Origin of the sequence: Vibrio mimicus CAIM 602 (assembly GCF_000338875.1) — a bacterium.
GTDB lineage: Bacteria > Pseudomonadota > Gammaproteobacteria > Enterobacterales > Vibrionaceae > Vibrio > Vibrio mimicus.
The window spans coordinates 108,312-134,141 of sequence record NZ_AOMO01000016.1 but is presented as its reverse complement, the minus strand read 5'-3'; the positions used below and the strand labels follow the sequence as shown (position 1 = coordinate 134,141).

21 protein-coding genes are annotated in these 25,830 nt (G+C 49.6%); 11 read left to right on the top strand and 10 right to left on the bottom strand.

From position 1 onward, the window contains the following. Nucleotides 1–32: 32 nt before the first annotated feature. The 3 genes from dapD to D908_RS16920 form a co-directional block, all read right to left on the bottom strand. Nucleotides 33–1,064 carry a 2,3,4,5-tetrahydropyridine-2,6-dicarboxylate N-succinyltransferase gene (dapD, locus tag D908_RS16910; RefSeq protein WP_000312999.1) on the bottom strand — a complete coding sequence of 344 codons (1,032 nt, stop codon included), beginning with the start codon at nucleotides 1,062–1,064 and terminating at the stop codon, nucleotides 33–35. Nucleotides 1,065–1,479: 415 nt separating this feature from the next. Beyond that, nucleotides 1,480–1,788 (bottom strand): YebG family protein, encoded by a 309-nt coding sequence (locus tag D908_RS16915; RefSeq protein ID WP_000268538.1) that lies wholly within the window; start codon nucleotides 1,786–1,788, stop codon nucleotides 1,480–1,482. A 115-nt stretch (nucleotides 1,789–1,903) separates the two neighbouring features. Beyond that, complete coding sequence (locus tag D908_RS16920; RefSeq protein WP_000146403.1) at nucleotides 1,904–2,818, bottom strand: LysR family transcriptional regulator; 915 nt, start codon at nucleotides 2,816–2,818, stop codon at nucleotides 1,904–1,906. Between the two features lie 110 nt (nucleotides 2,819–2,928). On the opposite strand from D908_RS16920, the gene D908_RS16925 reads away from it, so the two are divergent. The 4 genes from D908_RS16925 to recD all read left to right on the top strand — a co-directional run bounded on the left by D908_RS16925 (nucleotide 2,929) and on the right by recD (nucleotide 13,458). Next, entirely contained in the window at nucleotides 2,929–3,897 is a 969-nt protein-coding gene (locus tag D908_RS16925) for a TDT family transporter (RefSeq protein WP_000617205.1), read from the top strand. Between the two features lie 93 nt (nucleotides 3,898–3,990). Further along, complete coding sequence (gene recC / locus D908_RS16930) at nucleotides 3,991–7,440, top strand: exodeoxyribonuclease V subunit gamma (protein WP_005522462.1); 3,450 nt, start codon at nucleotides 3,991–3,993, stop codon at nucleotides 7,438–7,440. A gap of 274 nt (nucleotides 7,441–7,714) precedes the next feature. Beyond that, nucleotides 7,715–11,341 (top strand): exodeoxyribonuclease V subunit beta, encoded by a 3,627-nt coding sequence (gene recB, locus D908_RS16935; RefSeq protein WP_005522461.1) that lies wholly within the window; start codon nucleotides 7,715–7,717, stop codon nucleotides 11,339–11,341. Further along, a complete protein-coding gene (gene recD, locus D908_RS16940) occupies nucleotides 11,338–13,458 on the top strand; it encodes an exodeoxyribonuclease V subunit alpha (protein WP_005522459.1) in 2,121 nt (706 codons plus the stop codon). Before recB ends, recD begins: the two co-directional genes overlap by 4 nt. A gap of 29 nt (nucleotides 13,459–13,487) precedes the next feature. Here the strand turns inward: recD and D908_RS0118815 are convergent, their stop codons facing one another. Both D908_RS0118815 and argA read right to left on the bottom strand, forming a co-directional pair. After that, entirely contained in the window at nucleotides 13,488–13,673 is a 186-nt protein-coding gene (locus tag D908_RS0118815; protein WP_032467499.1) for a hypothetical protein, read from the bottom strand. Between the two features lie 230 nt (nucleotides 13,674–13,903). After that, nucleotides 13,904–15,241 carry an amino-acid N-acetyltransferase gene (argA, locus tag D908_RS16945; RefSeq protein WP_000702675.1) on the bottom strand — a complete coding sequence of 446 codons (1,338 nt, stop codon included), beginning with the start codon at nucleotides 15,239–15,241 and terminating at the stop codon, nucleotides 13,904–13,906. A 202-nt stretch (nucleotides 15,242–15,443) separates the two neighbouring features. Here argA and D908_RS16950 point away from each other — a divergent pair, with 202 nt between their 5' ends. The 4 genes from D908_RS16950 (at nucleotide 15,444) to csdE (ending at nucleotide 18,385) form a co-directional block, all read left to right on the top strand. Then, entirely contained in the window at nucleotides 15,444–15,860 is a 417-nt protein-coding gene (locus tag D908_RS16950; RefSeq protein WP_005522457.1) for a DUF2850 domain-containing protein, read from the top strand. A 70-nt stretch (nucleotides 15,861–15,930) separates the two neighbouring features. Next, nucleotides 15,931–17,034 (top strand): murein transglycosylase A, encoded by a 1,104-nt coding sequence (gene mltA, locus D908_RS16955; RefSeq protein WP_005522455.1) that lies wholly within the window; start codon nucleotides 15,931–15,933, stop codon nucleotides 17,032–17,034. A gap of 96 nt (nucleotides 17,035–17,130) precedes the next feature. Further along, nucleotides 17,131–17,946, top strand: coding sequence for a tRNA cyclic N6-threonylcarbamoyladenosine(37) synthase TcdA (gene tcdA, locus D908_RS16960; RefSeq protein WP_005522453.1), 816 nt, complete (start codon nucleotides 17,131–17,133; stop codon nucleotides 17,944–17,946). 7 nt (nucleotides 17,947–17,953) lie between these two features. Continuing rightward, a complete protein-coding gene (gene csdE / locus D908_RS16965) occupies nucleotides 17,954–18,385 on the top strand; it encodes a cysteine desulfurase sulfur acceptor subunit CsdE (protein WP_005522451.1) in 432 nt (143 codons plus the stop codon). A 69-nt stretch (nucleotides 18,386–18,454) separates the two neighbouring features. Here the strand turns inward: csdE and csdA are convergent, their stop codons facing one another. From csdA to D908_RS16985, 4 genes are all read right to left on the bottom strand, one after another. Beyond that, a complete protein-coding gene (gene csdA / locus D908_RS16970) occupies nucleotides 18,455–19,666 on the bottom strand; it encodes a cysteine desulfurase CsdA (RefSeq protein ID WP_005522449.1) in 1,212 nt (403 codons plus the stop codon). Beyond that, nucleotides 19,653–20,258, bottom strand: coding sequence for a DJ-1 family glyoxalase III (locus D908_RS16975; protein WP_005522447.1), 606 nt, complete (start codon nucleotides 20,256–20,258; stop codon nucleotides 19,653–19,655). The genes csdA and D908_RS16975 overlap by 14 nt, the downstream gene beginning before the upstream one ends. Beyond that, complete coding sequence (gene panE, locus D908_RS16980; RefSeq protein ID WP_005522445.1) at nucleotides 20,255–21,145, bottom strand: 2-dehydropantoate 2-reductase; 891 nt, start codon at nucleotides 21,143–21,145, stop codon at nucleotides 20,255–20,257. The genes D908_RS16975 and panE overlap by 4 nt, the downstream gene beginning before the upstream one ends. 140 nt (nucleotides 21,146–21,285) lie before the next feature. Beyond that, complete coding sequence (locus tag D908_RS16985) at nucleotides 21,286–22,086, bottom strand: nucleoside-specific channel-forming Tsx family protein (RefSeq protein ID WP_001232276.1); 801 nt, start codon at nucleotides 22,084–22,086, stop codon at nucleotides 21,286–21,288. A gap of 327 nt (nucleotides 22,087–22,413) precedes the next feature. Here D908_RS16985 and D908_RS16990 point away from each other — a divergent pair, with 327 nt between their 5' ends. From D908_RS16990 to D908_RS17000, 3 genes are all read left to right on the top strand, one after another. After that, the gene (locus tag D908_RS16990) at nucleotides 22,414–22,995 is read left to right on the top strand and encodes an LON peptidase substrate-binding domain-containing protein (RefSeq protein ID WP_005522442.1); all 582 of its coding nucleotides are present in this window, start codon (nucleotides 22,414–22,416) and stop codon (nucleotides 22,993–22,995) included. Nucleotides 22,996–23,083: 88 nt separating this feature from the next. After that, nucleotides 23,084–23,668, top strand: a complete 585-nt coding sequence (locus D908_RS16995; protein ID WP_000483031.1) for an RNA polymerase sigma factor — start codon at nucleotides 23,084–23,086, stop codon at nucleotides 23,666–23,668. Next, on the top strand, nucleotides 23,665–24,345 hold the full coding sequence (locus D908_RS17000) for a ChrR family anti-sigma-E factor (protein WP_000120271.1): 681 nt from the start codon (nucleotides 23,665–23,667) through the stop codon (nucleotides 24,343–24,345). Before D908_RS16995 ends, D908_RS17000 begins: the two co-directional genes overlap by 4 nt. A gap of 70 nt (nucleotides 24,346–24,415) precedes the next feature. Here the strand turns inward: D908_RS17000 and D908_RS17005 are convergent, their stop codons facing one another. After that, nucleotides 24,416–25,804: an AmpG family muropeptide MFS transporter gene (locus tag D908_RS17005; RefSeq protein WP_005522439.1), complete on the bottom strand. Its 1,389-nt coding sequence runs from the start codon at nucleotides 25,802–25,804 to the stop codon at nucleotides 24,416–24,418. Nucleotides 25,805–25,830 lie beyond the last annotated feature (26 nt).

Below are 25,830 nucleotides of genomic sequence, written 5' to 3'. Positions count from 1 at the left end.
ATTTTTCTTTCATAACGCCTTACTTATCAAGATCAGTTGTTCTTGTGCAGTTCGCTGTTGAGTTCCACGGCAGATTTGTTGGCCAGACACTCAATTTGTCCAGTCAGTGAGTTACGACGGAACAGCAGATCAGAAACGCCAGCCAGATCGCGCGCTTTAACGATATCGACTTGGTTGCCATCTTTATCCAGTGTGCGCACTTTGGTGCCTGCAGTCACGTACAAGCCTGATTCCACAGTACAGCGATCGCCTAGTGGGAAGCCCAAACCAGCGTTTGCACCAAGCAGAGAGTTTTCACCAATCGATACCACCACTTTGCCGCCGCCAGACAGCGTACCCATGATAGATGCACCACCACCGATGTCTGAGCCATTGCCCACGACAACACCAGCAGAGATACGGCCTTCAACCATGCTCACGCCAGTGGTTCCCGCATTGAAGTTGATGAAGCCTTCGTGCATTACCGTGGTGCCTTCACCCACATGAGCGCCAAGACGTACGCGAGAAGTATCTGCGATACGAATGCCTGCAGGTACCACGTAATCCACCATTTTCGGGAATTTGTCGACGCAATCGACAGTCAGCACACGGCCAGCCAAACGCGCTTCGATTTGGCGATCCGCCAGTTCTGGCAGATCAATTGGGCCTTCGTTAGTCCATGCGATGTTGTGCAGCAGACCGAAAATGCCATCCAGCACAGTACCGTGTGGTTTAACCAGACGGTGAGAAATCAGTTGTAGCTTGAGATAGCCTTCAGCCACGCTTTGCGGCTTGTCATCACTTGCCAGAATAACTAGCACGAGAGGCTGATTGGCATTCGCTGCTTTATCGGCAAATGCTGCGCTTGCGGCTTGTTGATGAGCTGCGAAAACCGCGGCTAATTCAGCGCTTTGTGCTGCGGTGATTTCTAGCGCTTGATTGCCTTCTTGGTAACCTGCGATCGGTGCCAATGCCGCAACCAAAGCTTCGCTTGGTGCCAGAATTGGGGTTGGGAAGAAAGCTTCAATAATTTTTCCATCACGGTTTTTGGTCGCGGTTGCTAGACCTAAAGCAAAGTACGCCATGTTTATTCTCCATCATCAAATGTGGGTTGAGCTGTTTGCCATCCCCTTCCTACTTGAAGCCGCAGCGGTGTTGGCTACGTTCGTTCACCCCAATCACATAGTTTGTCTATGCTCATGGGGATTCTCTCACTTGCCGCCTACCTGCAACTCCAAGTAGTTTGGGGATATTGTGCTTTGCAGCAGCAAAGGCATTGAGTTGAGCATCCACAACTCAACCGATAGGTTGTCCATCATCATAAAGAGTGGATGAGCAGGATAAAAGACCGCAGAGGCAATCCGTCTGTAGAAGAATACCTTTTGTCTTTTTAAAGAGATATTGCGTTAAAAAGAATTCCGTTCGTCGGACGCAGTTTGTTGCTTACGGTATATCCTGAGCAAATAAAAAAACCGCTGGGTTGAGCAGCGGTTTTCTTGATTATGCAGCGTCGTCGACAGACTCATCTTCATCACTGTCTGCAACTGCTTTAGGCTTTTTGCCTGTTGCTGGAGCAGGTTTACGCTTGGCTCCCAGTGCACACAGTACGTCTTCTTTGTTTTGAGCCAAGAACATTGCCAGTTCTTCTTGCTTGGCTTCATCTTCGATCAGAGCACTTTTACCCAGCAGCTCGAAAAGCTCGTCTGCCATATCCAGCATTTTGTCATAAGCGTCAGCTTCGGCTTTCGAGGTAAAAGTCATTTTCTCTTCTCCGTTGCGCTCCACCACGTACTTCACGATAACAGCCATGGTTAATCCTCTAGTTTGTCGCTAAAAATAACTGGCTGTTTATACAGTTTTTAGTCAGTAAAGTCCAGTTGCGACCACTAAAATGCGCGCTGAGTCATATCCCTTTATTTGATGATTAATCAAGTTGTAGCAGGGGACTTTGGCTTGCCCATTGTGGGCAAAATTCAATGAACTGACGCAGCAGAGGGTTTTGGTATTTCTCTTTGTGTACCAGCATCCAGTAACGACGTCTCATGTCCAGTGGAACATTAAGCATCACCACGCGCCCATCCAGCAGCGGGGTTTTGGCCGCTAATCGGGATAAGCAGCCTAGCCCTAAACCGGAAGAGACACTATTAATCAGCGCTTCGGTGGTATTCAGTTCAAACGCTTCAATCCAGTGTTCAATGCGCGGTGCAATCACACGTAAGAAAAACTCGCGTGAGCCTGATCCCGCTTCTCGCAGCACCCAATCGCTGTGTTCAAAGTCACTCATCACCAAACGTTCACGCTGAGTCAGTGGATGGTCGGGCGCACAGATAATGCACATTTCATCTTGGCTAAACTGAGTAGAAATGAGTTCTGGATGTAGCGTCTTGCCTTCGATCAAACCGATGTCGAGTTCGTAATCGACCAATTTTTGGCACACCTGTGCCGAGTTGGAAATAAATAGGCTTTGCGAAGGATGCGGATGCAACTGGCGAAAGGCGCTAATCAAATAGGGCGCGACTTGGTTGCCCACGGTATCACTGGCCCCAATCCGCAGTTTGCCGGTGAGGACTTGCTGTTCATCAAACAAACGGTCGATATCTTTTGCGCGTTGCAATAGTTCATCCGCCAGCGGCAGCAGTTTTTGCCCTTCTTGGTTAAGCACCAAGCGGTTATTGACCCGATCAAACAGCGCATGGCCGAGCTGTTTTTCTAACTCTGACAGCGCGACACTGACCGCGGCTTTGGAGAGGCACAGCACTTCTGCGGCGACAGTCAAACTTTTGTGTTGAATGATGGTGGTGAAAACACGTAATTGTTTGAGCGAAATATGGCTAGCCATGGCGAACGTTTAGTTTTATTGAACATGTGTTAGGAATAATTAGATAGTTGATAACAAAGTGCAAGCGTAAGATGCGCGTATTAACCGATAACCATCAATAGAGAGACAGTATGATTCGAGCAGCAAAAGCGAAAGTGATGGGAGCGCCGACCCCAATGGCCGGCCTCGCGCTAGGGATTGCGAGCTTGGGATGGAGTTGGGAAAACATGGTACCTGCACAGGGTATCGCGCAGTGGACTGGCGCAGCGATTGCCAGCATTTTGTTGATTGTATTGGCGTTTAAATTCTTGTGGCACGGTCATTTGTTGCGTCAAGATTTGGCTCACCCTGTGGTGGGCAGTGTGGTCCCGACGTTTGCGATGGCGACCATGGTGGTGTCGGCTTCGCTTGGCCATTTTTATCCTATGGCGGGTGATGCCTTGTGGCTGTTTGCCGTGGGCTTACACATCCTATTTTTGGTGAGTTTTTTGTATCACCGCGCCCAAGCATTTGAACTGCACCACATGGTGCCAAGCTGGTTTGTGCCACCTGTGGGTATCATTGTGGCGGATGTGTCTTTCTCAGGAAACCCTGAACTGACGACGATTGCTTATGCTTGTTTGGTGTTTGGTATGTTGGCTTACGCCGTGATGCTGCCAATGATGATCTATCGTTTTATCTTCACTCAAGAGATCCCAGATGCTGCGAAGCCAACGTTGGCGATCATGGCCGCGCCTGCCAGCCTCTCTCTGGCGGGTTATCTGACAGTCGTGGCAGATCCTTCACCTGTGATTGTGGCGCTGTTGTTTGGTATTGCAGTACTGATGACAGCTATCATCTACTTGGCGTTCACGCGCTTATTGCGTCTGCCATTTAGTCCGGGCTATGCGGCATTCACTTTCCCGATGGTGATTGGTGCGACGGCACTGTTTAAAATGGCGCACTGGATGGAAAACATCGGCGTGGCTGAGCGTTATGTAGCGCAAGTGCACTGGTTAGCGAGCCTTGAGCTGATTGTGGCCACCATAGTGGTGAGCTACGTTGCGATTCGCTATCTGGCGTTTTATCAACCACATAAAGTCTTGGTGCGTTCTCGTTAACCAATTGAGATCCTGCCCAGAGCTTTTTTATCCTTCCCGACATGCACTTATGCTACTCTCAGCTCATGATGAGTCGAGCAGCATGAGTGCATTGTGTTTACTGTCTACCACTCCAACCAAGTTGAAACGCTGAAGATCCTGTTGGTTCATTTAATCAAAAATGAACCGTTGGACGATCCCTTTATTCCTGAGAGCATTTTAGTGCAAAGCCCCGGTATGTCGCAGTGGCTTAAAATGGCACTGGCCAGTGAATTAGGGGTGGCGGCGAACCTTGAGTTTCCTCTACCGGCAACGTTTATCTGGCAGATGTTTACTCAAGTGTTGCCTGATGTGCCGCAGCGCAGTGCATTCAATAAAGAAGCAATGAGCTGGCGTTTGATGGAGCTACTGCCAAAGCTGCTTGACCGTGAAGAATTCCAACCGCTACAACGCTATTTACAAGACGATGAAGATGATTCTAAGCGCTTCCAATTAGCGGAAAAAATTGCTGATATTTTTGATGGTTACTTGGTGTATCGCCCCGACTGGATTTTAAGTTGGGAAGCGGGTGAAGAAGTGGCGGAAATCGCTGACCAACACCCGTGGCAGCCGATTTTGTGGCGTGAACTCTATGCTTACACTCGTGAGCAAGGACATTCGATTTATCACCGTGCCAACCTATATCAGCGTTTTATTGAGCAGTTGGCCAGTGGCAACTTTGATCGCAGCACATGGCCTAAGCGGTTGTTCATCTTCGGTATTTCCGCGCTGCCGCCCCGTTATATTGATGCGCTGCGCGCGATGGGTGAGCATATCGACGTGCACCTGATGCTGACCAACCCTTGTCAGCACTATTGGGGCGACATTCGTGACCGTAAATATCTGGCGCGAGTGGCAGCGCAAAAACGCAAACTGCTGCACATTAACGGTGAGCAAGTCACCGTCGGCAGTGAAGTCTCGCCGCTCAAAGGCGATGTGGAAAACTATCTGCAAGAGTCGATGCACCTGAGTCACGCGGTGGGCAATAGCTTACTGGCCTCGATGGGCAAAATGGGGCGCGATAATCTCTATCTTCTGGCACAAAACGATCAGTCCGAATTAGAGCTGTTTATTGACATTCAACGCGACTCGCTGCTGCATCACATCCAAGCGGATATTTTGCATCTGCAAGAGCATCAAGACGATGCCAAGTTTGCCAGCAGCGGCCATAAACCCAGCATTGCCGAGCAGGATGATTCCCTGCAGATTGCCTTGTGTCACAGCCCGATTCGTGAAGTGGAAGTGCTGCACGACCGACTGCTGGCTGAGTTTGAGCGCGATCCCAGCCTAAAACCGCGCGATGTGATTGTGATGGTGCCGGACATTAACGCCTATGCACCTTACATTCAGGCGGTGTTTGGCAACGCGCCCGGTGAGCGTTTTATTCCGTTTTCGATTTCTGATCGCAGCGCTGATCAGGAAAGCCCGATTTTAACCGCCTTCTTGCAGTTGTTAGCACTGCCGCAATCGCGTTGTCTGGCGTCAGAACTGCTTGAGCTACTTGAAACCCCGGCGATTATGGCAAGGTTTGCGATTGATGAAGAAGAGTTTGCCACTGCCAAATGTTGGGTCGAAGAAGCCGGCATTCGTTGGGGGCTGAATAGCGACACGGGTGCGGAGTTTGAACTGCCCGCCAGTGAACAAAATACGTGGCAGTTTGGCATTGAACGTATGTTACTGGGTTACGCTATGCCGGCTGAAGCGGGGTTGTATGAGCTTGGTGGCGGCCAGTGGCTTGCACCCTATAACCAAGTGCAAGGTATGAGCGCTGAGTTGGCGGGTAAGCTCGCACACTTTGTACAAACGCTCAGCGAGCTGCGTAGCCAGCTTGCACAAACCCAAAGCATGGAACAGTGGCGTTATTGGCTCAACGAACTGTTGGAGCGCTGTTTTAGTGTCGATTTACAAGGTGAGCTGGCGCTGAAAACCATCCGCGATAGCTTGGTGAACCTAAAACAGCAGTTGGCCGACGCGGGCTACCAACAAGCGATTTCGCCGGCCATCATTCGCCAAGTGCTAACCAATAAACTCTCCGGAACTCGGATTAGCCAACGCTTTTTAGCGGGACAAGTGAACTTCTGTACCCTGATGCCGATGCGTTCGATCCCGTTTCGCAGAGTGTGTCTGCTCGGCATGAATGATGGGGTTTATCCACCCAATGAAATGGTGGAAGGGTTTGACCTGCGTAATGTGCAGCGCCGAGTTGGCGACCGTTCACGGCGTGAAGAGTCGCGCTACCTGTTCCTCGAAGCCTTGTTGTCAGCCAAAGAACAGCTGTATATCAGCTATGTAGGCCGCTCGATTCAAGATAACAGCGAGCGCGTGCCTTCAGTGCTGGTCAGCGAGCTTTTGGAATATTGCGAGCAGAACTACTGCTTGGCAGGCGATGAAAATCTAGAAAGTGATGACTCCGGACGTCGCTTGGTTGAGCACTTAACCACCCAGTATCCTATGGTGCCGTTCAGCCCGCAGGCGTTTATCGCTGGCAGTTTTGCCCGTGAATGGCTACCTGCCGCTCGTCGCCAAGGGCAGAGCAGTGCCGATTTTCTCACGCCACTCAGTGATTATCTGCTCGAAGTGAGTTGGCCGATGGAGTTGGATCTGGTCGAGTTGCAACGTTTTTGGCGTCTGCCAGTGGAGTATTTCTTCAAACGCCGTTTGAAAGTGAGCTTTGAGCCGCCGCTTGCCGTGCTGGAAGATGATGAGCCGTTTGCTTTGGATGGATTGAGCGCGTATCAGCTGCGTGATGAGTTGGTGGAAAATCTGCTCGCTTGCCGCGATGGCGCAGAGCGTGACCAAGTGGTGGCGCAGTTTGCTAAGCAGCAACGAGCGCAAGGCAAGTTGCCGGTGGCGGCGTTTGGCGATCTTGAATTGGCGCAAAGTGCGCAACAAGCTTTGGCGCTGGCGGAAAAAATTGGCTTTTTGTGTCACCAACCACTGGACGATGAAGAGATTGATCTACGCTTACAGCCCTTTGACGATGGCCGAGAGGTTTTACTACGTGGTTGGCTCGTGAAGCGTTATCAATCTGGCTTGGTGCGTGCGCGCAGTGGCGCGATTCGCTCGGAAGATTTATTAGCCGCATGGATTGATCATCTCTGCTTGGCGGCGAGCGGCAAAGCCGTCACGACCCATTTGATTGGTTATGAACGCAAAGAAGGAGTGCAGCACCAAATGCTGCCGCCACTTAATGACGCGCAGCAAGCCAAGGCGCTACTGAGTGAACTGGTGGCGCTGTTTTGCCAAGGCATGAACCAGCCTTTGGCTTATTTCCCGAAAACGGCGTTGGTTTGCGTTGAGGCCGGATTTTCCCGTGGCAAATGGCAGGAAGATGAAGAGAAGTCCTACAAGAAAATGGCGGACACCTTCAACGATAGCTTTTACATCAAGGGTGAAGGCGGTAATCGCTACATCGCGCGTATTTGGCCGCAGTGGAGTGATGAACTGGCAAAAACGCTGCGCCAATTGGCCATCACAGTGCTGCAAACACCGCGTTTACAAGTGCAAGATGCCGAACAGGCCTAACCATGAATGGATTGGAAATGAGAGAAGCGTGGGAAGTAGGTGGCCGCCAGAAAATCATTATTGGTGTAGGGCGTTCGCTGTACGGCCACAGGTCAGAGGGACCTAAATTCTTGTGTAACAAATGAATTTGTTAACGTGCGCGCAGTGTAAAGCGCTGCCTTGGCTTGTGCCGTGAAGTGGATCCCATAAGCCCATACTCAATCACGGTTTTTAGTTTAATGCAGAGAAATATTCGTCTTGTATCACATCTCTGTAGATAGAAGGATTAAGGCTGATGAGTGCCGATTCAAATAAGCTCGCTGTTACGCTCGATACGTTGCGCTTTCCCTTGCATGGAGCGCGGCTGATTGAAGCTTCGGCAGGCACCGGAAAAACCTACACCATTGCCGGACTCTATTTGCGTCTGGTGCTTGGGCATGGCTGCGTGGAAACTCGCCACGCGCATCCGCTAAGCGTTGATCAAATTCTGGTGGTGACTTTTACCGAAGCGGCCACCGCTGAGCTGCGTGACCGTATTCGTCGCCGCTTGCACGATGCGCGCCTCGCCTTTGCCCGCGGTGCAAGTGACGATCCACTGCTTCGCTCGCTGCTGGCTGAATTTACCGATCACAACTTAGCCGTCTCTTTGTTGCTGAGTGCCGAGCGACAGATGGATGAAGCGGCCATTTTCACCATCCACGGTTTTTGCCAACGCATGCTGACGCAAAATGCGTTTGAATCGGGCAGTCGCTTTGAAAATGAATTCGTCACTGATGAAAGTCGCCTCAAAGCCCAAGTGGTGGCCGATTATTGGCGCAGACAGTTCTATCCTTTGCCCATTGCCCTCGCGAGCGAAGTGCGCCGCTTATGGCCGGCGCCCTCTGCGCTGTTGGCTGAGATTGCCGGTTATCTTTCTGGGCCGCCAGTCAAACTGACCACACCTTTAATGGAAGGGGATTTGGCCGCGCTGCAACAAGCACAGATAGCGCGCATTTCCGAGATTAAGCAGCACTGGTTAGCGGAGCGAGAGGAGATTGAGCCTGCCGTAACTGGCTCTGACCTGCACAAAAATAGCCAAAATGCGCTGCTGCGCCGCTTACCGATTCTGGATACTTGGGCGCAAAGTGAAACGCACGATCTGCACGTGCCGTCAGAGCTTGAAGAGTTCACCCAAAGCGGGTTGCTTGCCAAATCAAAGAAAGGCAATCCGCCACAATTAGCGCTGTTTGAACGAATAGAAGCATTTCTTGCTGAGACTGTGTCACTCAAAACACCGCTTTTGGTGCATGCGATTCATCACTGTCGTCACTGGTTGGCGAAAGCCAAATCCACCCATCATTGGCTCTCGTTTGATGACTTACTCACTCAACTCAGCGCTGCGCTGGATAATGATGAGCAAGGGCTATTGGGCGAGCGGATTCGCACGCTGTATCCGGTGGCGATGATTGACGAATTCCAAGATACCGATCCGCTGCAGTACAGCATTTTTAGTCGGCTGTATCTTGATCATCCGCAGTGTGGATTGCTCATGATCGGCGACCCGAAACAGGCGATTTACGCCTTCCGTGGCGCCGATATTTTCACTTACATCAAAGCGCGCAATCAGGTGAGCGCTCACTACACCTTGGGCACGAACTGGCGCTCCAGCGCGGCGATGGTGGCGGCCGTGAACCAAGTGTTCAGCTCTGCGACTCATCCGTTTATTTACAGTAATGACATTCCCTTTCAGCCTGTTGCAGCAAGCCCTGGTGCTGATAAACGCCATTGGTCACTGGAGGGGCAAGTACAACCAGCCTTGACCTATTGGTGGCCGGAAGATCTTGATAAACCACAAAGCAAAACCGATTACTACGCGCAAATGGCCGAGGCGTGTGCGGCGCAAATTCAGCATGTTTTGACTGCTTCGGCCTCTGGCGCGGCATTCTTTCATCGCGGCGAGGCGATTGAAGCGGGCGATCTGGCGGTGCTGGTGCGCACCGGTAATGAAGCGCGCATGGTGCGTGATGCGCTCAGTCAGCAGGGCATAGCCAGTGTGTATCTTTCCAACCGTGACAGCGTGTTTGCCAGCGATGTGGCACAAGATATTGAACGCTTGCTGCTCGCCGTGTGGCAGCCAGAAGATGAACGCTTGCTCCGTGCGGCCATCGCCTCGAATCTGTTTGCGTTAACCGCCAGCGAGCTGGATGCGCTGAATAACGATGAAAACGAATGGGAACAGTTGATTGCCGAATTTCGTCAATATCGCCGCTTGTGGAGTGAGCGCGGCGTACTACCGATGCTGCGCGCGGTGTTAACTCAGCGCCACATTGCCGAGCGTTGGCTGGCGGAAAGTGAAGGCGAGCGCTGGCTCACCGACTATCTGCACATCAGCGAACTCTTGCAGCAAGCGACACGTGAGATCGATAGCGATCAGGGCTTACTGCGTTTTCTGACTCAGGCGATGGCGGATGCTGCGCAAGGGCTCGGTGGCAGTGATGAGCAGATCCAGCGCCTCGAATCTGAGCGGCGTTTGGTGCAGATCGTCACCATTCACAAATCAAAAGGGCTTGAGTACCCGCTGGTATTTTTGCCGTTTGTGATGAGCTATCGCGAGAGCAGCGAAGGCAAATATTACGATGCTGAATCGGCCACTACTTGGGTCGATTTAACCGGCAATGAAGAGGCGTTAGCCAAAGCCGATCAAGAACGTTTGGCAGAAGATTTACGCTTGCTGTATGTGGCGCTCACTCGCGCTGTGTATGGCTGTTTTATCGGCATTGCACCGCTGCGTAACGGCAATTCGAGCCAAGAGCCGACCTCGGCGCATCGCAGTGCGATCGGTTTCCTGCTGCAAGATGGTCAAGAGGGCGGTATTGCGGATCTGCAGCAAGCTCTGCTCAAACAGTGTGAAAACTTGCCAGATGTCGCGCAATGCCCACCACCGAAGCGTTTTGAGCAAGCGTATCAGCCACCCCAATTGGACGAGCGAGAGCTGACTGCCCGTGAGTTAAGCCAAGCGATTGATCGCCGCTGGCGAGTGACCAGTTACTCAGGCTTGGTGATGCAATCGAGTCATGCTCGCCATGATCCTTTGCAAGACATCCCCTTGCTTGAAGTGGGCGGTTTTGATCTTGATAGTGCGCAAGAGCGTGATGGAGCGGCGCTGGAATCTGTCGAGCGCTCGATTTTCAATTTCCCGCGTGGTGCACGCCCCGGCACTTTCTTGCATTCGCTGTTTGAAGAGGTGGATTTCCAGCAATCGGCACACAGTGAACCCAATACTAAAATCATCCTTGATTTGATGGAAAGTGAGCAGATTGAAACTGAGTGGCTGCCGGTGTTGCAACACTTGGTCGACACCGTATTGAGCACGCCACTGGATGGTAAAGCGCTGCGCTTACAACAGATTATGGCCGCCCAGCGTCTGACCGAGTTGGAGTTTTTACTGCCAATCGAAGTGTTGGATGCGCCAACCCTGAATCGCATTACCCAGCGCCATGATCCGCTCTCGGCACACGCGGGTGATCTCGGTTTTCACTCGGTGCAAGGCATGCTCAAAGGTTTTATCGATCTGGTGTTTCAATATCAGGGGCGCTATTACGTGCTGGACTGGAAATCCAACCATTTAGGTGACGATCCAGCGGCGTATCATCCACAGCGTTTGGGCAGTGCGATGGCCGATCACCGCTACGATCTGCAATACCAAATTTACGCGTTAGCGCTGCATCGCTTTTTGCGCAGCCGTTTAGCCCATTACGACTACGAGCAGCATTTCGGCGGCGTGTTTTATCTCTTTTTACGCGGGATGGATGGGCGCACCGATCAAGGCGTGTTCCACACCAAGCCAAGCTTGGCCTTGTTAGATGAGTTGGATGGATTGATTGCAGGGCGCGAGCTGGCACAAAGAGCGGGTAAAGCTGGGCAGATGGAGCTTGATTTATGATGTTTTGGGATAGTGAAGTAGCGAAACGTCTGCCGGCACAAGGCGCGCTGCGTCCTTTGGATGTGCAGTTTGCCCGCTTTATTGGTAAACAAGCCGCATTGGCAGGGCACAACGCTGCAGAAAGTGAGCTGTTGAGTGTACTGAGCGCGGCGCTCAGTGCAGAACTTGGGCGTGGACACATCTGTTTGCCACTGTGGGATGCACACGGTAATCGCTGCGATCTGGCGGCGCTGATTGGCCTTTATGGCGAAGCGAGTTTGCAGCACTGTGAGCGTTGGTTAGCGGTAGACTGGCAAGCCTTACTGCAAGCTTCGCCGTTGGTGGGGCAACAAGGTGAAGCGGTGCCGTTAATGTTTGATGGCGCAAGGCTCTATCTGCATCGCTACTGGCATTATGAAAAGCAACTGGCGGCACGATTGACTGAATTAGCTGCACCCCAACGTTTAAGCCCTGTTGAACTGGCTAACTTGCGTGAACGCCTGAATACCTTATTTGCCCGCGACTATTTAGGCTTGTGGCAGGCACTACAGCAAAAGCCGCTAAGTTCGGTCGAGCGGATTCAACTGCTGAATGATCGATTGGATGTGGTGGAGTCGGATGCGCTGGATTGGCCTGCGATTGAAGCCGTGGTCGAAAAAGCGCAGCGCGCCGCGGATTTGCAACCTTTAGAGCAGCTTATTCCGCTTACTCACTGCTTAAACTGGCAAAAAGTGGCGGCAGCCGTCGCGCTCACCCGCCGTTTTGCGGTGATTTCCGGTGGGCCGGGAACCGGCAAAACCACCACAGTCACCAAGCTTTTGGCGGCACTGATTAGTCAAAGTATGGCGCAAGGTAAAGTGCCAGAGATCAAATTGATTGCCCCAACCGGCAAAGCCGCGGCACGGTTAACCGAATCGATGGGTAAAGCGGTGAGTCAGCTGGCGATAGAGCCTGAGATCGCTGCGGCGATCCCGAGCACTTCCAGCACGATTCACCGTTTGCTTGGCGCGATTCCGGGCAGCGCTGAGTTTCGTCATCACGCACGTAATCCACTCCATCTTGATCTGTTGGTGGTCGATGAAGCGTCCATGGTTGATTTGCCTTTGATGGTGAAACTGGTCGAAGCGCTGCCCAAGCACGCTCGGTTGATTTTGCTTGGCGATAAAGATCAATTGGCTTCGGTGGAAGCGGGGGCGGTGCTCGGTGATATTTGTACCTTCCTGAACCAAGGTTACGGCAATGAGCAGGGCACGCAGTTGGCTGAACTGACGGGGTTTGCCTCTTTGCGCCAAACTGCCAGTAAAGCGGTGAATCCGGTGGCGGATTGCTTATGTATGCTGCAAAAAAGCTACCGTTTTGATGCGCGCTCTGGCATTGGTCAACTGGCAAAAGCGATCAACAGTGGATCTCCGGCGCGCGTTGAAACTGTGTGGCAGCAATCGTTCAGCGATATTGAACATTTTGCCCTTAGTGGCGAGCATTATCAGCAACTGCTGCAAACCTTAGTGCAGGCTTATCGTCCTTATCTGAATTTGCTCAATCAATCGACTGAGCAATTTGAGTCGACAAAGCAAACCATGCTCACACTTGCCAAATCAGCACTTGATGCGTTCAGTCGCTGCCGATTGCTCTGTGCGCTGCGTGAAGGCGATTTTGGGGTAATGGGGCTGAACACTCGTATTGAACGGGCGTTGAATGCTCATAAGCTGATTAAAACCCAAGAAGAGATCTGGTATCACGGACGGCCGATCATGGTCACGCGCAACGATCATGGTCTAGGGTTATACAATGGCGATATTGGCTTGTGTATGCGCGATCGCGAAGATGAACAGGGGAGACTGAAAGTCTATTTTGAGTTGCCGGATGGCAGCATCAAAGCCGTGTTACCGAGCCGAGTGCCGCAACATGAAACGGCGTATGCCATGACCATACATAAATCGCAAGGCAGTGAATTTGATTTAACTTTGCTGATTTTACCGCCGGATTACAGCCCGATTTTGACTCGTGAGCTAGTTTACACCGGCATTACTAGGGCGAAAAAACAGCTCAAATTGTATTGCGATAACAAGGTATTGCAGCGGGCAATTAAAGTGAAAACGCAAAGGGCAAGTGGTTTAGTGGCAAGGTTGGAGCAGTAAATGCTCCGCCAATCCATGGCGGTACGGCATTAGGCGTTCGCAAAAGCTTTAGTAAAAGTGATGCTGCGGATCCGGTAACGTTCACAAGATTGAAGTAGGAACGTTTTTAGATTGTCACTGGCAGGGAATACACAGTGCACATCGACTCCGGAGAGAAAATCAGCATCAGCCATATCCCAGAAGCTTTGTAGAGAGTTACATATAACGGTTTTCATAGACGATTTGCTCTTAGATACTGATGAACTTAGTAGTAAAAGCAATCCATGCGTAAATTGAGAAAGGTCTCAAGCGTCAAATCCTGACAATATTATTGAACAACATTTAATCAAAACGCGCGCATTCTACCGATCTCTATCACAAAATAAAAGCGAAAATCGCACAAAAAAGATGCAACAACTTGCATCTTTTTTTCACTTCTTTTCACATGTGTATCAAGCCTTTGAATTTAAAGCTGCAACATCAAAATTTTTGAGCGGCGTTGGTAGTTATATAGGCTCTTTTTGGCCATTGGCAGCGCTTCCACATCCGCTTCAATAAAGCCTTGTTCGCGGAACCAGTGCGTGCTGTGAGTAGTAAGCACAAATAGGTGACGAATGCCCATCTGCTTCGCTTGATGCTTAGTGTGTACCAATAAATGCAGACCGCGGTGACCGTCACGATATTCAGGATGAATGGCCACACAAGCCATCTCTGCCATCCGTTCCTCTGGGTAAGGGTAGAGTGCCGAGCAACCAATCACTAAACCATCTTTGTCGATAATGGTGAACTTGTGGATCTCTTGCTCCAGTTGCTCACGAGAGCGACGTACCAGAATGCCTTGCTCTTCCAGTGGGCGAATCAAATCAAAAATACCGCCGATATCATCAATCGTAGCTTCGCGGATCTGCTCTGCACTGGCCATCACGATCTGGGTGCCAATACCATCAAATGAAAAGAGTTCTTGGATCAACGCACCATCTTCTTTGTAACTGACCAAGTGGCTGCGCGGTACCCCCGCACGGCATGCTTTCAAAGCGGCACGTAAAAAACGCATGGTGCTGAAGCATTCTTCATCATCTGGTGCGCACTCTTGCTCCATGCTTTTGACGAGGCGTTCAACATCGCTCGGGAAGAGTTCGGCAATCGCGTTGCCTTTGGCATCGATGATCCCTTGTTGCGGGCAAAACCCTATCAGCTTGTCGGCTTTAAGTTTAATCGCAACCTGCGTAGCCACTTCTTCGGAAAGTAGATTGAAACACTCACCTGTGACAGAGCTGGCAATCGGGCCAAGCAGAACAATCGAACCTAAATCCAACATGCGGTTGATGCCTTCTACATCAATCCGGCGAATGCGTCCGCTGTGGCAGTAATCGACACCATCATCTATACCTAGTGGTTGAGAGATGATGAAATTGCCACTGACCACGTTGAGCTGAGTGCCGGCCATCGGCGTATTGTTCAGACTCATAGAAAGACGCGCGGTGATCGCGTGTTGCAGTTGTCCTGCGGCTTGCATTACTAAACCGAGTGAAGATTCGTCAGTAATCCGAACCCCTTTATGGTAAGGCGTATCTCGCTGATTTCTCTCAAGGATTTGATTGATTTGTGGACGAGCGCCGTGCACCAGTACGATTTTTACGCCAAGGCTGTGCAGCAAAGCGATATCGCTAATGATGTTGGGGAAGTTTTTATCGGCAATTGCTTCTCCTCCCAGCATGACGACCATGGTTTTTCCACGGTGGGCGTTAACGTAGGGCGCTGACTGGCGAAATCCTTTGACGAGAGCAGTACTGCGAATTTTCACGGCTGAACATCCTTGGTGTTTAAATATGCGCAAATAATGACTTTTTATTCTTTTTTGAGCAAGCGGTTTTTTATATGACCGGATGAGAAATCAACCCATTTCAAATCCTGTTCATGCAGATTAGAACGGATGCAAAACAGCGGCATGACAAAACCGTGAACTGTGATGAGTCGTAATGGCTGAGTTGTCGAGATGAGCCAACATGGTGAAAGCAAAACATCAAGCGAGCCGAAAAAATGTCGGCTTAAGTAAAGAGCGCTTACTGCTGTTAATTGCTCTATTGGGTACGGTTTACGTTTTTATGCTGTACAGCAATATTTTTGGACGATTGCAGGATCAGTGGTTTCCGAAATCGGAGCTGTATGGTTTGTGGATAGAACAAAATGTTGCCCCATACACCGCACAGAAGATAACGATCAGCTCACAAGGCGTGGTAATGAATGGAAGGTTGGTAACTACTCACTTTGAGTACAATGGGAATCTGCTGGAATTTATGGTTAATGACCAGAAGTATGAATTCGACATCCAGTTAGAGAAGAAAATCATGAAGCAACATTCATCATCAAATTATCAAGCTGTCTACCAATTGTCAGAAAACGTAAAAAATAACCGTTATTAACAAAACCTCAATTGCACTGTTACGTTGAGTTTGTCATCCTCTTGGCAAACTCAAACCATGGATCTCTTTTGTGAGTAAACGTCTTCTTTCTCTTGTCAGCTTGGCGCTGTTATTTGGTTGTGCTCAACCCACGGATCGCGCTCAGCAATATCAACAGCAAACTTTCCCGCAAATTCTCAACCGTGCCGATGTGGTTGAATCGAATAAGCCACGTGACTATACCGAATTCAGCAAACAAAGTGACTTGGTGGTACAAGGCTCAGCTTCGTTGGCTAAACTTTATCAGCCTCTGTATGAGCAGTTGAATGAGTGGGTACTACAAAGTGGCGACCCTGCAACACTGGCTCAATTTGGTATTCAAGCCGCTCAGTTGGGTGGCGGTGATAAGCAAGGCAATGTGCTGTTCACTGGCTATTTTTCGCCTGTTATGGAACTGAGACATCAGCCAGATAGTGAATTCAAATACCCTGTTTATGGATTGCCAAAGTGCAATAAAGACTGCCCAACCCGCAGTGAGATTTATCAAGGCGCGCTGGAAGGTAAAGGCTTGGAATTGGGTTATGCAGCCAACTTGATTGATCCGTTTATCATGGAAGTGCAGGGCAGTGGTTTTGTGCATTTTGGTGATGACGATACTTTGGAATACTTCGCTTACGCCGGTAAAAATAACAAGGCTTACGTCAGCATTGGTAAAGTGCTGATTGAGCGCGGTTTGGTTGAGCGTGAGAAAATGTCGCTCAAAGCGATCAAAGATTGGGTGCTTGCTAACGATGAAGAAACGGTACGTGAACTGCTTGAGCAGAACCCTTCTTTTGTATTCTTCAAACCACGTGCAGCCGCTCCCGTCACCGGAAGTGCAGGGATTCAGTTATTGCCGATGGCATCGGTTGCGGGTGATCGTTCGATTTTCCCAATGGGTACGCCTATTTTGGCTGAAGTGCCACTACTGAATGCGGACGGTTCTTGGTCTGGTGCACATCAACTGCGTTTGTTGATCGTGCTCGATACGGGTGGTGCGGTAAAACAAAACCATCTCGACTTGTACCACGGCATAGGACCACGTGCTGGGTTAGAGGCGGGGCACTATAAGCACTTTGGTCGTGTGTGGAAGCTCGGGTTAGAAAATTCGCCCACCCAAGCACCGTGGGCATTGCCGCCGGAAAAACAAAAATAGTTTTGCCGCTATTGAGTGGGTGGCAAACTGGACATTCTTGTGAAGAGTGCGTATAAATCGCACTCTTTATTTTTCAGCTAGAGTGGAAATGTGGTTATGCGTGAACTCGATACTCCTGCCTCCGACAGTTACAACCAACGTTTTGGTGGTACGCGCCGTCTGTATGGTTATAACGAAGTCGACATTTTACGTGCCGCGCACGTGTGTGTGATTGGGATTGGTGGTGTGGGTTCATGGGCCGTTGAAGCTCTGGCTCGAACTGGCATTGGCGAGTTGACCCTTATCGATATGGATGATGTGTGTGTCACTAACATCAACCGTCAAATCCATGCCATGGCTGGCACGATTGGCAAAAGCAAAATCGAAGTGATGGCGGAGCGGGTTAAGCTCATCAATCCAGAGTGCAAAGTCAATTTGGTGGATGATTTCATCACGCCGGATAATCAGCATCTTTATCTCAGCAAATCGTTTGATTACGTGTTAGATGCGATTGATAGCTTGAAAGCCAAAGCTTCTCTGCTCGCGTATTGTCGCAGCAATAAAATCAAAGTGATCACTGTAGGTGGTGCGGGTGGACAAACCGATCCCACTCAAATTACTGTTGCGGATTTAACCAAGACGATTCAAGACCCACTGGCGAAAAAGCTCAAAGATCGTCTGCGTCAGCACCACAACTTCCCAACCAATCCAGCGCGTAAATTTGGTATTGATTGTGTGTTCTCGACCGAGCAACTCAAATACCCACAAGCGGATGGCTCGGTATGCGCCACCAAATCAACCGCGGAAGGGCCAAAACGTATGGATTGCGCCAGCGGATTTGGTGCAGCTACGGTAGTGACCGCTACTTTTGGTTTTGTCGCGGTGGCGCGTATAGTCGATAAACTGATTCAAAAGCATAAAGTGAAGGCGTAAGGGCATGATGAGTCAATTTCCAGCTCATCCCTTTGGTGATGAAATTAATGCACAAACCATCTTAGAGACCATGCAAACTCTGCACGGTTGGGAAGACCGTTATCGCCAAATCATTCAATGGGGTAAGCTGCTGCCTGTGATGCCAGAAGTGCTGAAAAGTGAGCAAGTTCTTGTCTCAGGCTGTGAAAGCGAAGTGTGGCTAGTGGCAGAGCAGCAAGGTGAGCAGTGGTTTTTCTGCGCGGATTCCGATGCACGGATTGTACGCGGTTTGATTGCGATTGTGCTGGCTGCGCTGAATGGCAAAACTTCTGCAGAAATTAGCGCGTTTTCTATGGATGACTATTTTGCCCAGCTTGGTTTGCTGGCGCATTTAAGCCCATCACGCGGTAATGGCTTGCAAGCGATTGTCGCGACGATTCAGGGCAAGGCACATAACTAACGACATACTTTTTCCAATCAAAAGAGCCTCATAGTCATGAGGCTCTTTTGCTATATGGGCTGCCGATGTTTACAGCAAATCGACCGCTTTATGGATGGCGGCGATCAAGCGTTCCACCTCTTCTGCGGTGTTGTACACTCCGAAAGAAATTCGCACCGTCCCTTTTACGCCAAACGCATCCATCAAAGGATGAGCACAGTGGTGACCGGCACGAACGGCAATTCCTTGTTGATCAAGCAAGGTGGCGAGATCTTGATGATGGACACCATCCATCACTAAGCTCAGTACACTGGCCTTGGGTTGATAACCGAGCACGCGAATTTCATCGATTTGCGAGATCGCTTGGTAAGCCTGCTGTTGCAGTTGGTGTAAGTGTGCTTCAACGGCTTCACGCCCAAGATTCTGATACCAAGTAATCGCTGTAGCAAGGGCAACAGCACCTGCCACATTTGGTGTGCCAGCTTCAAATTTGCCAGGTAGGCCAGCAAACGTAGTACCATCAAACGAGACTTTTTCGACCATCTTGCCGCCGCCATGCCAAGGTGGCATGGTTTCTAAAAGCTCCGTTTTGCCATACAGCACACCAATGCCCGCTGGCGCATACAGCTTATGGCCGGAAAAAACATAGAAATCTGCATCCAGAGTGCGAACATCCACGGTTTCATGGACTACGCCTTGTGCACCATCCACCACCACAATCGCACCTTGTTGATGCGCGGCTTGGATCACCGTTTCAATCGGCTGACGAGTTCCCGTGACATTAGTGACGTGAGCTAGAGCCACGATCTTGCAGCGCGGTGACAGCATTTTCTGAAAGGCTTCAAGACCAAATTCACCCGTTGCTGTCATCGGGATTTTGACCACTTTCGCGCCCGTTTGCTCAGCGACCATTTGCCACGGCACTATGTTGGCGTGGTGTTCGGTTTCACTCACCAAAATTTCATCGCCAGCTTGCAATGTGCTGCGGGCATAACTTTGCGCGATGAGGTTGAGTGCTTCGGTGGCGCCACGCGTCCAGATAATGTTTTTGCTGCTCGGCGCACCTATAAACTGCGCGACTTGTTCACGCGCTGCTTCAAATTGGCTGGTGGCTTGCGCCGTCAAACTGTGGCTACCGCGATGCACATTGGCATTGTGCTGGCTGTAGTAGTGGCTGATGGCATCAATCACACATTGCGGTTTTTGCGTAGTGGCAGCACTGTCGAGATAGATCAGTGGGTTGCCGTTGACGGTTTGTTGCAGCGCCGGAAATTGCGCACGGATTGCATCAAGATTGAGCATCAATAAAACCTGAAAGTTCAGTCAGTTGTTGAGGGTGAAGCGCCATTGGAGCCGCGACTTGTTGAGCCAATTCTGCGCCAGCGAGCAGAGCAATGATAGTCAGAGCAAACTCCAGCGCTGTGCCCGGCCCTTGGCTGGTGAGCAAATGTTGCGTGGCATAGTAACAGACGCGCTGACGACTCAGACGTTCTGAGGGAATATGGTCAAAAAAGTTGGGGTGACAAGTCATGCGTGCGCCGACAAATTTCTGCTGTTTGGCGAAAACCAGTGCTGGCGTGGCGCAAATCGCCGCAACCAACTTGCCTTGTTGCTGGAAGGCATCCAGTAAAGTGAGTAGGTATTCACTACTGGCAAAGGCTTGTGCACCACCCACTCCGCCGGGCAAAACCAGCGCATCAAAATCTTCTGCAGAGAGGGCATCCAGTGTTTGCTGTGCTGTCAGCAATACACCGCGCGAGCCTTGTACTTGCAAATCTTCGCCGACAGCCGCCATAGTGACTTGAAAGCCAGCCCGCACCAAAGTATCAACAATAATGACACTCTCCATTTCCTCGCTGCCGTTGGCAACGGGGACTAGAATTCGTTTGCTCATGCCTTTCTCCAACTCTGCTCTAAGGTTTTGATTTGATGATATAACTGGCTATTTGCCGGAGTCGCAATACCATGTTGTTCACCCTTGCGCACCACATAACCTGTAATAAAGTCTATCTCGGTTGGCCGTTGGTGGAAAATATCTTGATGCATCGAGGAGCGATTAGCCGCAGTCGCTCGGATAACTTGATAAACCAAATCACGCAGTGCGGTTTCATCACAGTTCACCGCTTCTGCCCGCATAACGGCTGTAACCTCATCTAAAATAGCGGTGATGATCGGCGCAAATTCAGGTGCATCTAATGCACCGTTTGAGCATTGATGAATCGCCGTGAGCGGATTAATCGCGCAATTCACCGCCAGTTTATGCCACAGAGCGTGTTGGATGTCTGGATTCCATGTCACTGGCGCGAGTGCGTGATTAAAAACGTCTGCGATAAAATCACAACGTGCACCGAGGGCATTAAAATGCCCCACTTGGGTTTGGCCGAATCCCGTATGGCGAACTTGGTTGACGGTGGTTTTTAGCGCGCCGTGGGTTGTGGTGGCAAGCAATACAGGAAAGCCAGCCAAAGATTCGCTTATTGCTTCGACTGCGCCCATACCGTTGTGCATAAATAGCAAAATGGTATCGCGATTCAGATGAGGTAGCAGAGGCAACAATGCCGCTTCCACTTGCCAGGCTTTGACAGTGATCAGCAGTAAATCGGCGTTGGCTAGAGTCTCTACACTTTGATTGCTGAACAGCACCTGCTCGCCATTGTCTAGCTGTAGCTCTAACGTGGGCTGAGATTGACGGCTCCATAATGCCACTTGATGACCTGCACGATGCAGATGCAATGCCCACAGAGAACCGACCGCACCCGGACCAAGCACAACAATGTTCATCTCTATTCCCCAGCAGTAAACGTAATGCGCCAAGGATAGCGGCGAGAGCTTTGAAAGCAATAAAAAATGGCGCGAAGTCGCGCCATTTTTGCTGTTCAGGCTCTTTTCCTGTTTAGGAAGGAGCGTGCAGTATTCTACAATTAGAACTTGTAAGTTACTGCTACGTAATGACCAAAGCCAGTTGACTTGAAGCCATCAGAATCTTTGATACCGTAAACATCTTTGTAGCCTTTCAGGCCGTAACCCACAGCGAAGCGATCTGAGTGCCAGTAGATACCGTTAAACATAGCGCCGCCGTTGCTTGCTGTTGAGTACTCATCTTTCATACCAAATTGGTAATCAATGTAACCTTGGTAAGAGATGAATGAACCGTTCTCGAAGAAGTAGAAAGGTTTGAACCAGTTAGTAGAGATTTGGAAACCGTTCCAATCTTTGCGGTTGCCATCATAAGTACCGTATAGGTTCAGGCCAATTTTGCCTAACCATGGAACCATTACATCAGAACCTAGACCGATTTTTTGGTTGTTTACAGAAAATGCGTTAGTGTCAAAATCTGTACCATCCCATTCGAATAGAGATGCAACGTACACTTCTTGTACTGGACCGAAAGACATATCAACGCCAGTCAGTGCATCCAGAGACATACGTGGAGCAAACTTCATGAAGATTTTTGGATCGCCAACTTTGTCGCTGCTCTTGTTAGTTGCTAGGTTGAATACATCAACGTAGCCATACAGATCAAAGATGCCAGAACGACCACCAAATTCCATTTCTAGGTAATCATGAGATGATTTGCCTGGAAGTTCATCGAATGCACCCATCAGGTTAAATTGCATCCACTTGTAATCGTTTTTATGGATATCGCCATCTGAGTAGTCAGCGGCCATAACTGGGGCTGAAGTTGCTGCTAATAGGCTCAAAGCAAGAAGTGATTTACGCATAAGGGGAACTCTCTTTAAGTGTGTTGTGTATGGCGGCCGCTTAACTGCAGCTTGTTCAACTGGCGGGAATAATAGCGATAAAAATCGCAATTAAAAGTGATAAGGAGTGCAAAATTAGCAGTGTCGAGTGACTAAAATCACATCTCTGTTAAATATGTTTGAACTTATTTTTGATTTCATGAAATTGCATTTTTATTGTGATCTTAATCCTTAATCTAATACCTCCAACAAACTTATGTAGAGATCGATAAACCAACAAATTTAGTGAGTGATCGGCGAATACCCTCTTTTCGTATACCTAAGTGAATCTATGAAAAGGAGTGAGTAATGGAAGAGATAATGCTGTTTCCGCTTAGCTCCGTCGTGCTCCCAGAAGGGAAAATGAAGCTACGTATTTTTGAGCCGCGCTATCAGCGTATGGTGGCCCAATGCAGTAAAACGGGACGTGGATTTGGTCTGTGCTTGTTTGAGAGTGAGTTGAATAAAAATGCAAGTGAATTGTCTGAATTTGGGACTTTAGTCAAAATCGTTGATTTTGAAACTTTAAGTGACGGTTTGTTGGGGATCACCGTGGTTGGGATGCGCCGCTTTGAAATTCTCAAAGTTCGGGTTGAGTATGACGGATTACGTATTGCCACAGTGCAATGGTTGCCCGATTGGCCAAGTCATGAGTTGCTGGAGCGGGAACGCTTCTTGGGTGAGCAATTACAGGAAGTGTATCAACAGTTTCCGCAAATTGGTGAGTTACACAGTTTGTGCTTTTTTGATGATGCCAGTTGGGTCTGTCAACGCTGGCTTGAGCTGCTACCCTTAACTAATGCGCAGTTTGACGTGTTAGTAGGGCAACGAGATCATCATGCTGCACTCTCTTTCTTGCTGCGTACTATTGAGTCGCGGCTAGATACGTAAATTTGCTTGTTGCCATTGATCCAAAGTGCTAACACTGACGTACTGACTTGTTGAGGGTGTCAACCTAAGTCATTAAGGATGAGTTGATATGTTTAATCCATCGCCTCATACATTCGGCCGCCAAGATTGGCTGGATTGCATGGAAAAAGTAAAAAGTAAGGATAAACAGGCGTTTGCTCTGGTTTTTAGCTACTACTCGCCGAAATTGAAGCAATTTGTCATGAAGCATGTGGGAAGTGAACAAGTTGCGCTTGAGTTGGTACAAGAAACCATGGCGACGGTCTGGCAAAAAGCCAGTTTGTTTGATGGTCAGAAAAGCTCGTTAGCAACATGGATTTATACCATAGCGCGTAACCTGAGTTATGACTTGCTACGTCGCCAAAAAGGTCGTGATGCCTACGTGCTTGCGGATGACATCTGGCCTGAAGACTTTTGCCCTCCCGATCTGGTGGAACAGTACGCTCCAGAGCAAGATCTGCTTAAAGAGCAGGTGATGAAGTTTCTCGACCAACTGCCCAAAGCACAGCAGCAAGTTATTAAGGCTGTGTACTTAGAAGATATACCGCAGCAGGATGTGGCTGAGATGCTGGATATTCCTCTTGGAACGGTCAAATCTCGCCTTCGACTCGCGGTCGAAAAGTTAAGATTATCAATGGATGCGGAGTCCTTATGAGTTATCACCCTGATTATGCTTTACTTACGGCTTACGCAGAAGGCGGCCTTGATTCTTCGCATGGTTTGGCTGTTGCCGCTCATCTGGAAATTTGCCCGCATTGTCGTGATACGGTGCATGAAATTGAAGCTGAATTGGGTGAGGTGCTTCATCAAGAAGCAGCATCGGCACTCTCTTTATCTGCAGATTCCGATTGGCAAACCATGTTTGATGCCATTGTGGAGTTACCTCAGCAACCCGCTACCGTGACAAAAATGAAGTGCAGTGCGGTGCAAGTTAACGTTAATGGCAAGCAAATCGCGATTCCTAAAGTGTTGGCATGTTTGGTTAAACCCGAACAGCAATGGCGCAGCTATGGCGGTAAAGTGTTCAGCTTACCTTTGCAGTCGGAAGAGAATGTGCGGATGAATTTAATGTACATTTGCCAAGGAGTCGCCATTCCAGAGCACACTCACAAAGGTTTTGAATCAACTTTAGTGCTGCATGGTGGATTCACTGACGAAAATGGTCATTATGATGTAGGCGATTTTATTCAACACGATGGAAAGGTTTGCCACTCTCCGAGTACCCCTCAAGATCAAGATTGCCTTTGCCTAACGGTATTGACTGAACCCATGCTCTTTACACAAGGAGTCGCGCGGATCTTTAACCTCTTTGGTAAAGGGCTTTATCCATAACATGTTGAATGCAGAACATGAACAAGGGAGCGATTAGGCTCCCTTGATGTTTTTGGTGGCTACTGTGCGCCTATCTGACGATCTTATCCTCTTGCGGCAGATCTTCTTTATGATTTCTGGCTTTGTCCAGCATCCTAGTGAAGTCATGTCGCAGTGAATAAAGCATCAACAAACTCGGCACTACCATTACCGCTGTCAGAATAAAGAACAGTGACCAGTCGTTGAGGTAATCCGCCAGCTCTCCACTGAATGAGGCTATCGTAGTTCTGCCTAAGTTACCTAAGGAGGCGAGCAGGGCATATTGCGTTGCAGAGAATGCCTGCCCAGTCATCAATGTTAAGAAGGAAACAAAAGCGACGGTCGAAAAGGCCGAAGTAAAGTTATCCACCACGAGTGTGGCTAAAAACAGTGTTTCGCTAGGGCCAACTTTCGCTATCCATGCAAACATCAAATTGCTGGCTGCCATAGAGACACCACCAATCATCAGGCCTCGCACAATGCCAAATTTCACGTTAACCAGACTGCCTAGCAGCGTAAACAGAATGGTGATACCCCAACCGAGTAGCTTGGAGTAATAGCCAATCTGTTCATTGCTAAAGCCGACTTCCTTATAAAACGCAATCGACATGCGTCCTAAGAAGGCTTCACCAATTTTAAACAGGAATACGAATAGCAGTAGCGTAAGGGCGACTCGGAAACCATTGCGACGGAAAAAGTCGATAAAGGGTTCCAGTATCGTTACGCTGAGCCAACTGAGTAGCTTATTCCCCACGACTTGCTGGTGGCGAGCTTCTGCCTGTTGTTGTAATTGATCGCGGCGTGTCTGCGGTTCACCGACTAGCAGGGTAAACACCATTAGCAGGCCTACAATGGCAGCCATAATGTAGTAAACCCCGTTCCAGCCCATGCTATCGGCATTCACGAAAGCGAAATAGCCGGGGAGGGAATACCCAGTCCACCAACCTACAACGGCCATGGCAGATGCTTGTGGCAATTTGGTGGATTCGGTTTTTGGAAAAGTATCAATCCGGAAGGCATCAATCGCGACATCTTGCGTTGCGGAGGCAATAGCAATACCCAGAGCTAACATGGAAGTCAGCATGAGGTTGTTCGCTGGGTTAACGCCCGCAATCAGTAAGGTACATCCTAAAACGATGAGCTGGCAGAAAAAGATCCAGCTTCGACGTTGCCCTAAAAGGCGATGCAAAATAGGTAGCTTTAGCCTGTCGACAAGAGGAGCCCACAGAAAGTTAATAGCGTACACCGCAAACACACTACCAAAATAGCCAATAGCTGCGCGACTGAGCCCTGCATCTTTTAGCCAGCCAGTCATATTGGAACCAATCAGTACCCATGGGAAGCCACTAGCACATCCCAACATGAATACCCATAGCAAGCGTCGATCAAAATAACTTTGGATAAGTTCTATCCAAGAATGGGACCGGGGTTCATGAACCATAACGAGTCCTTTGTGATTGTGTTTGT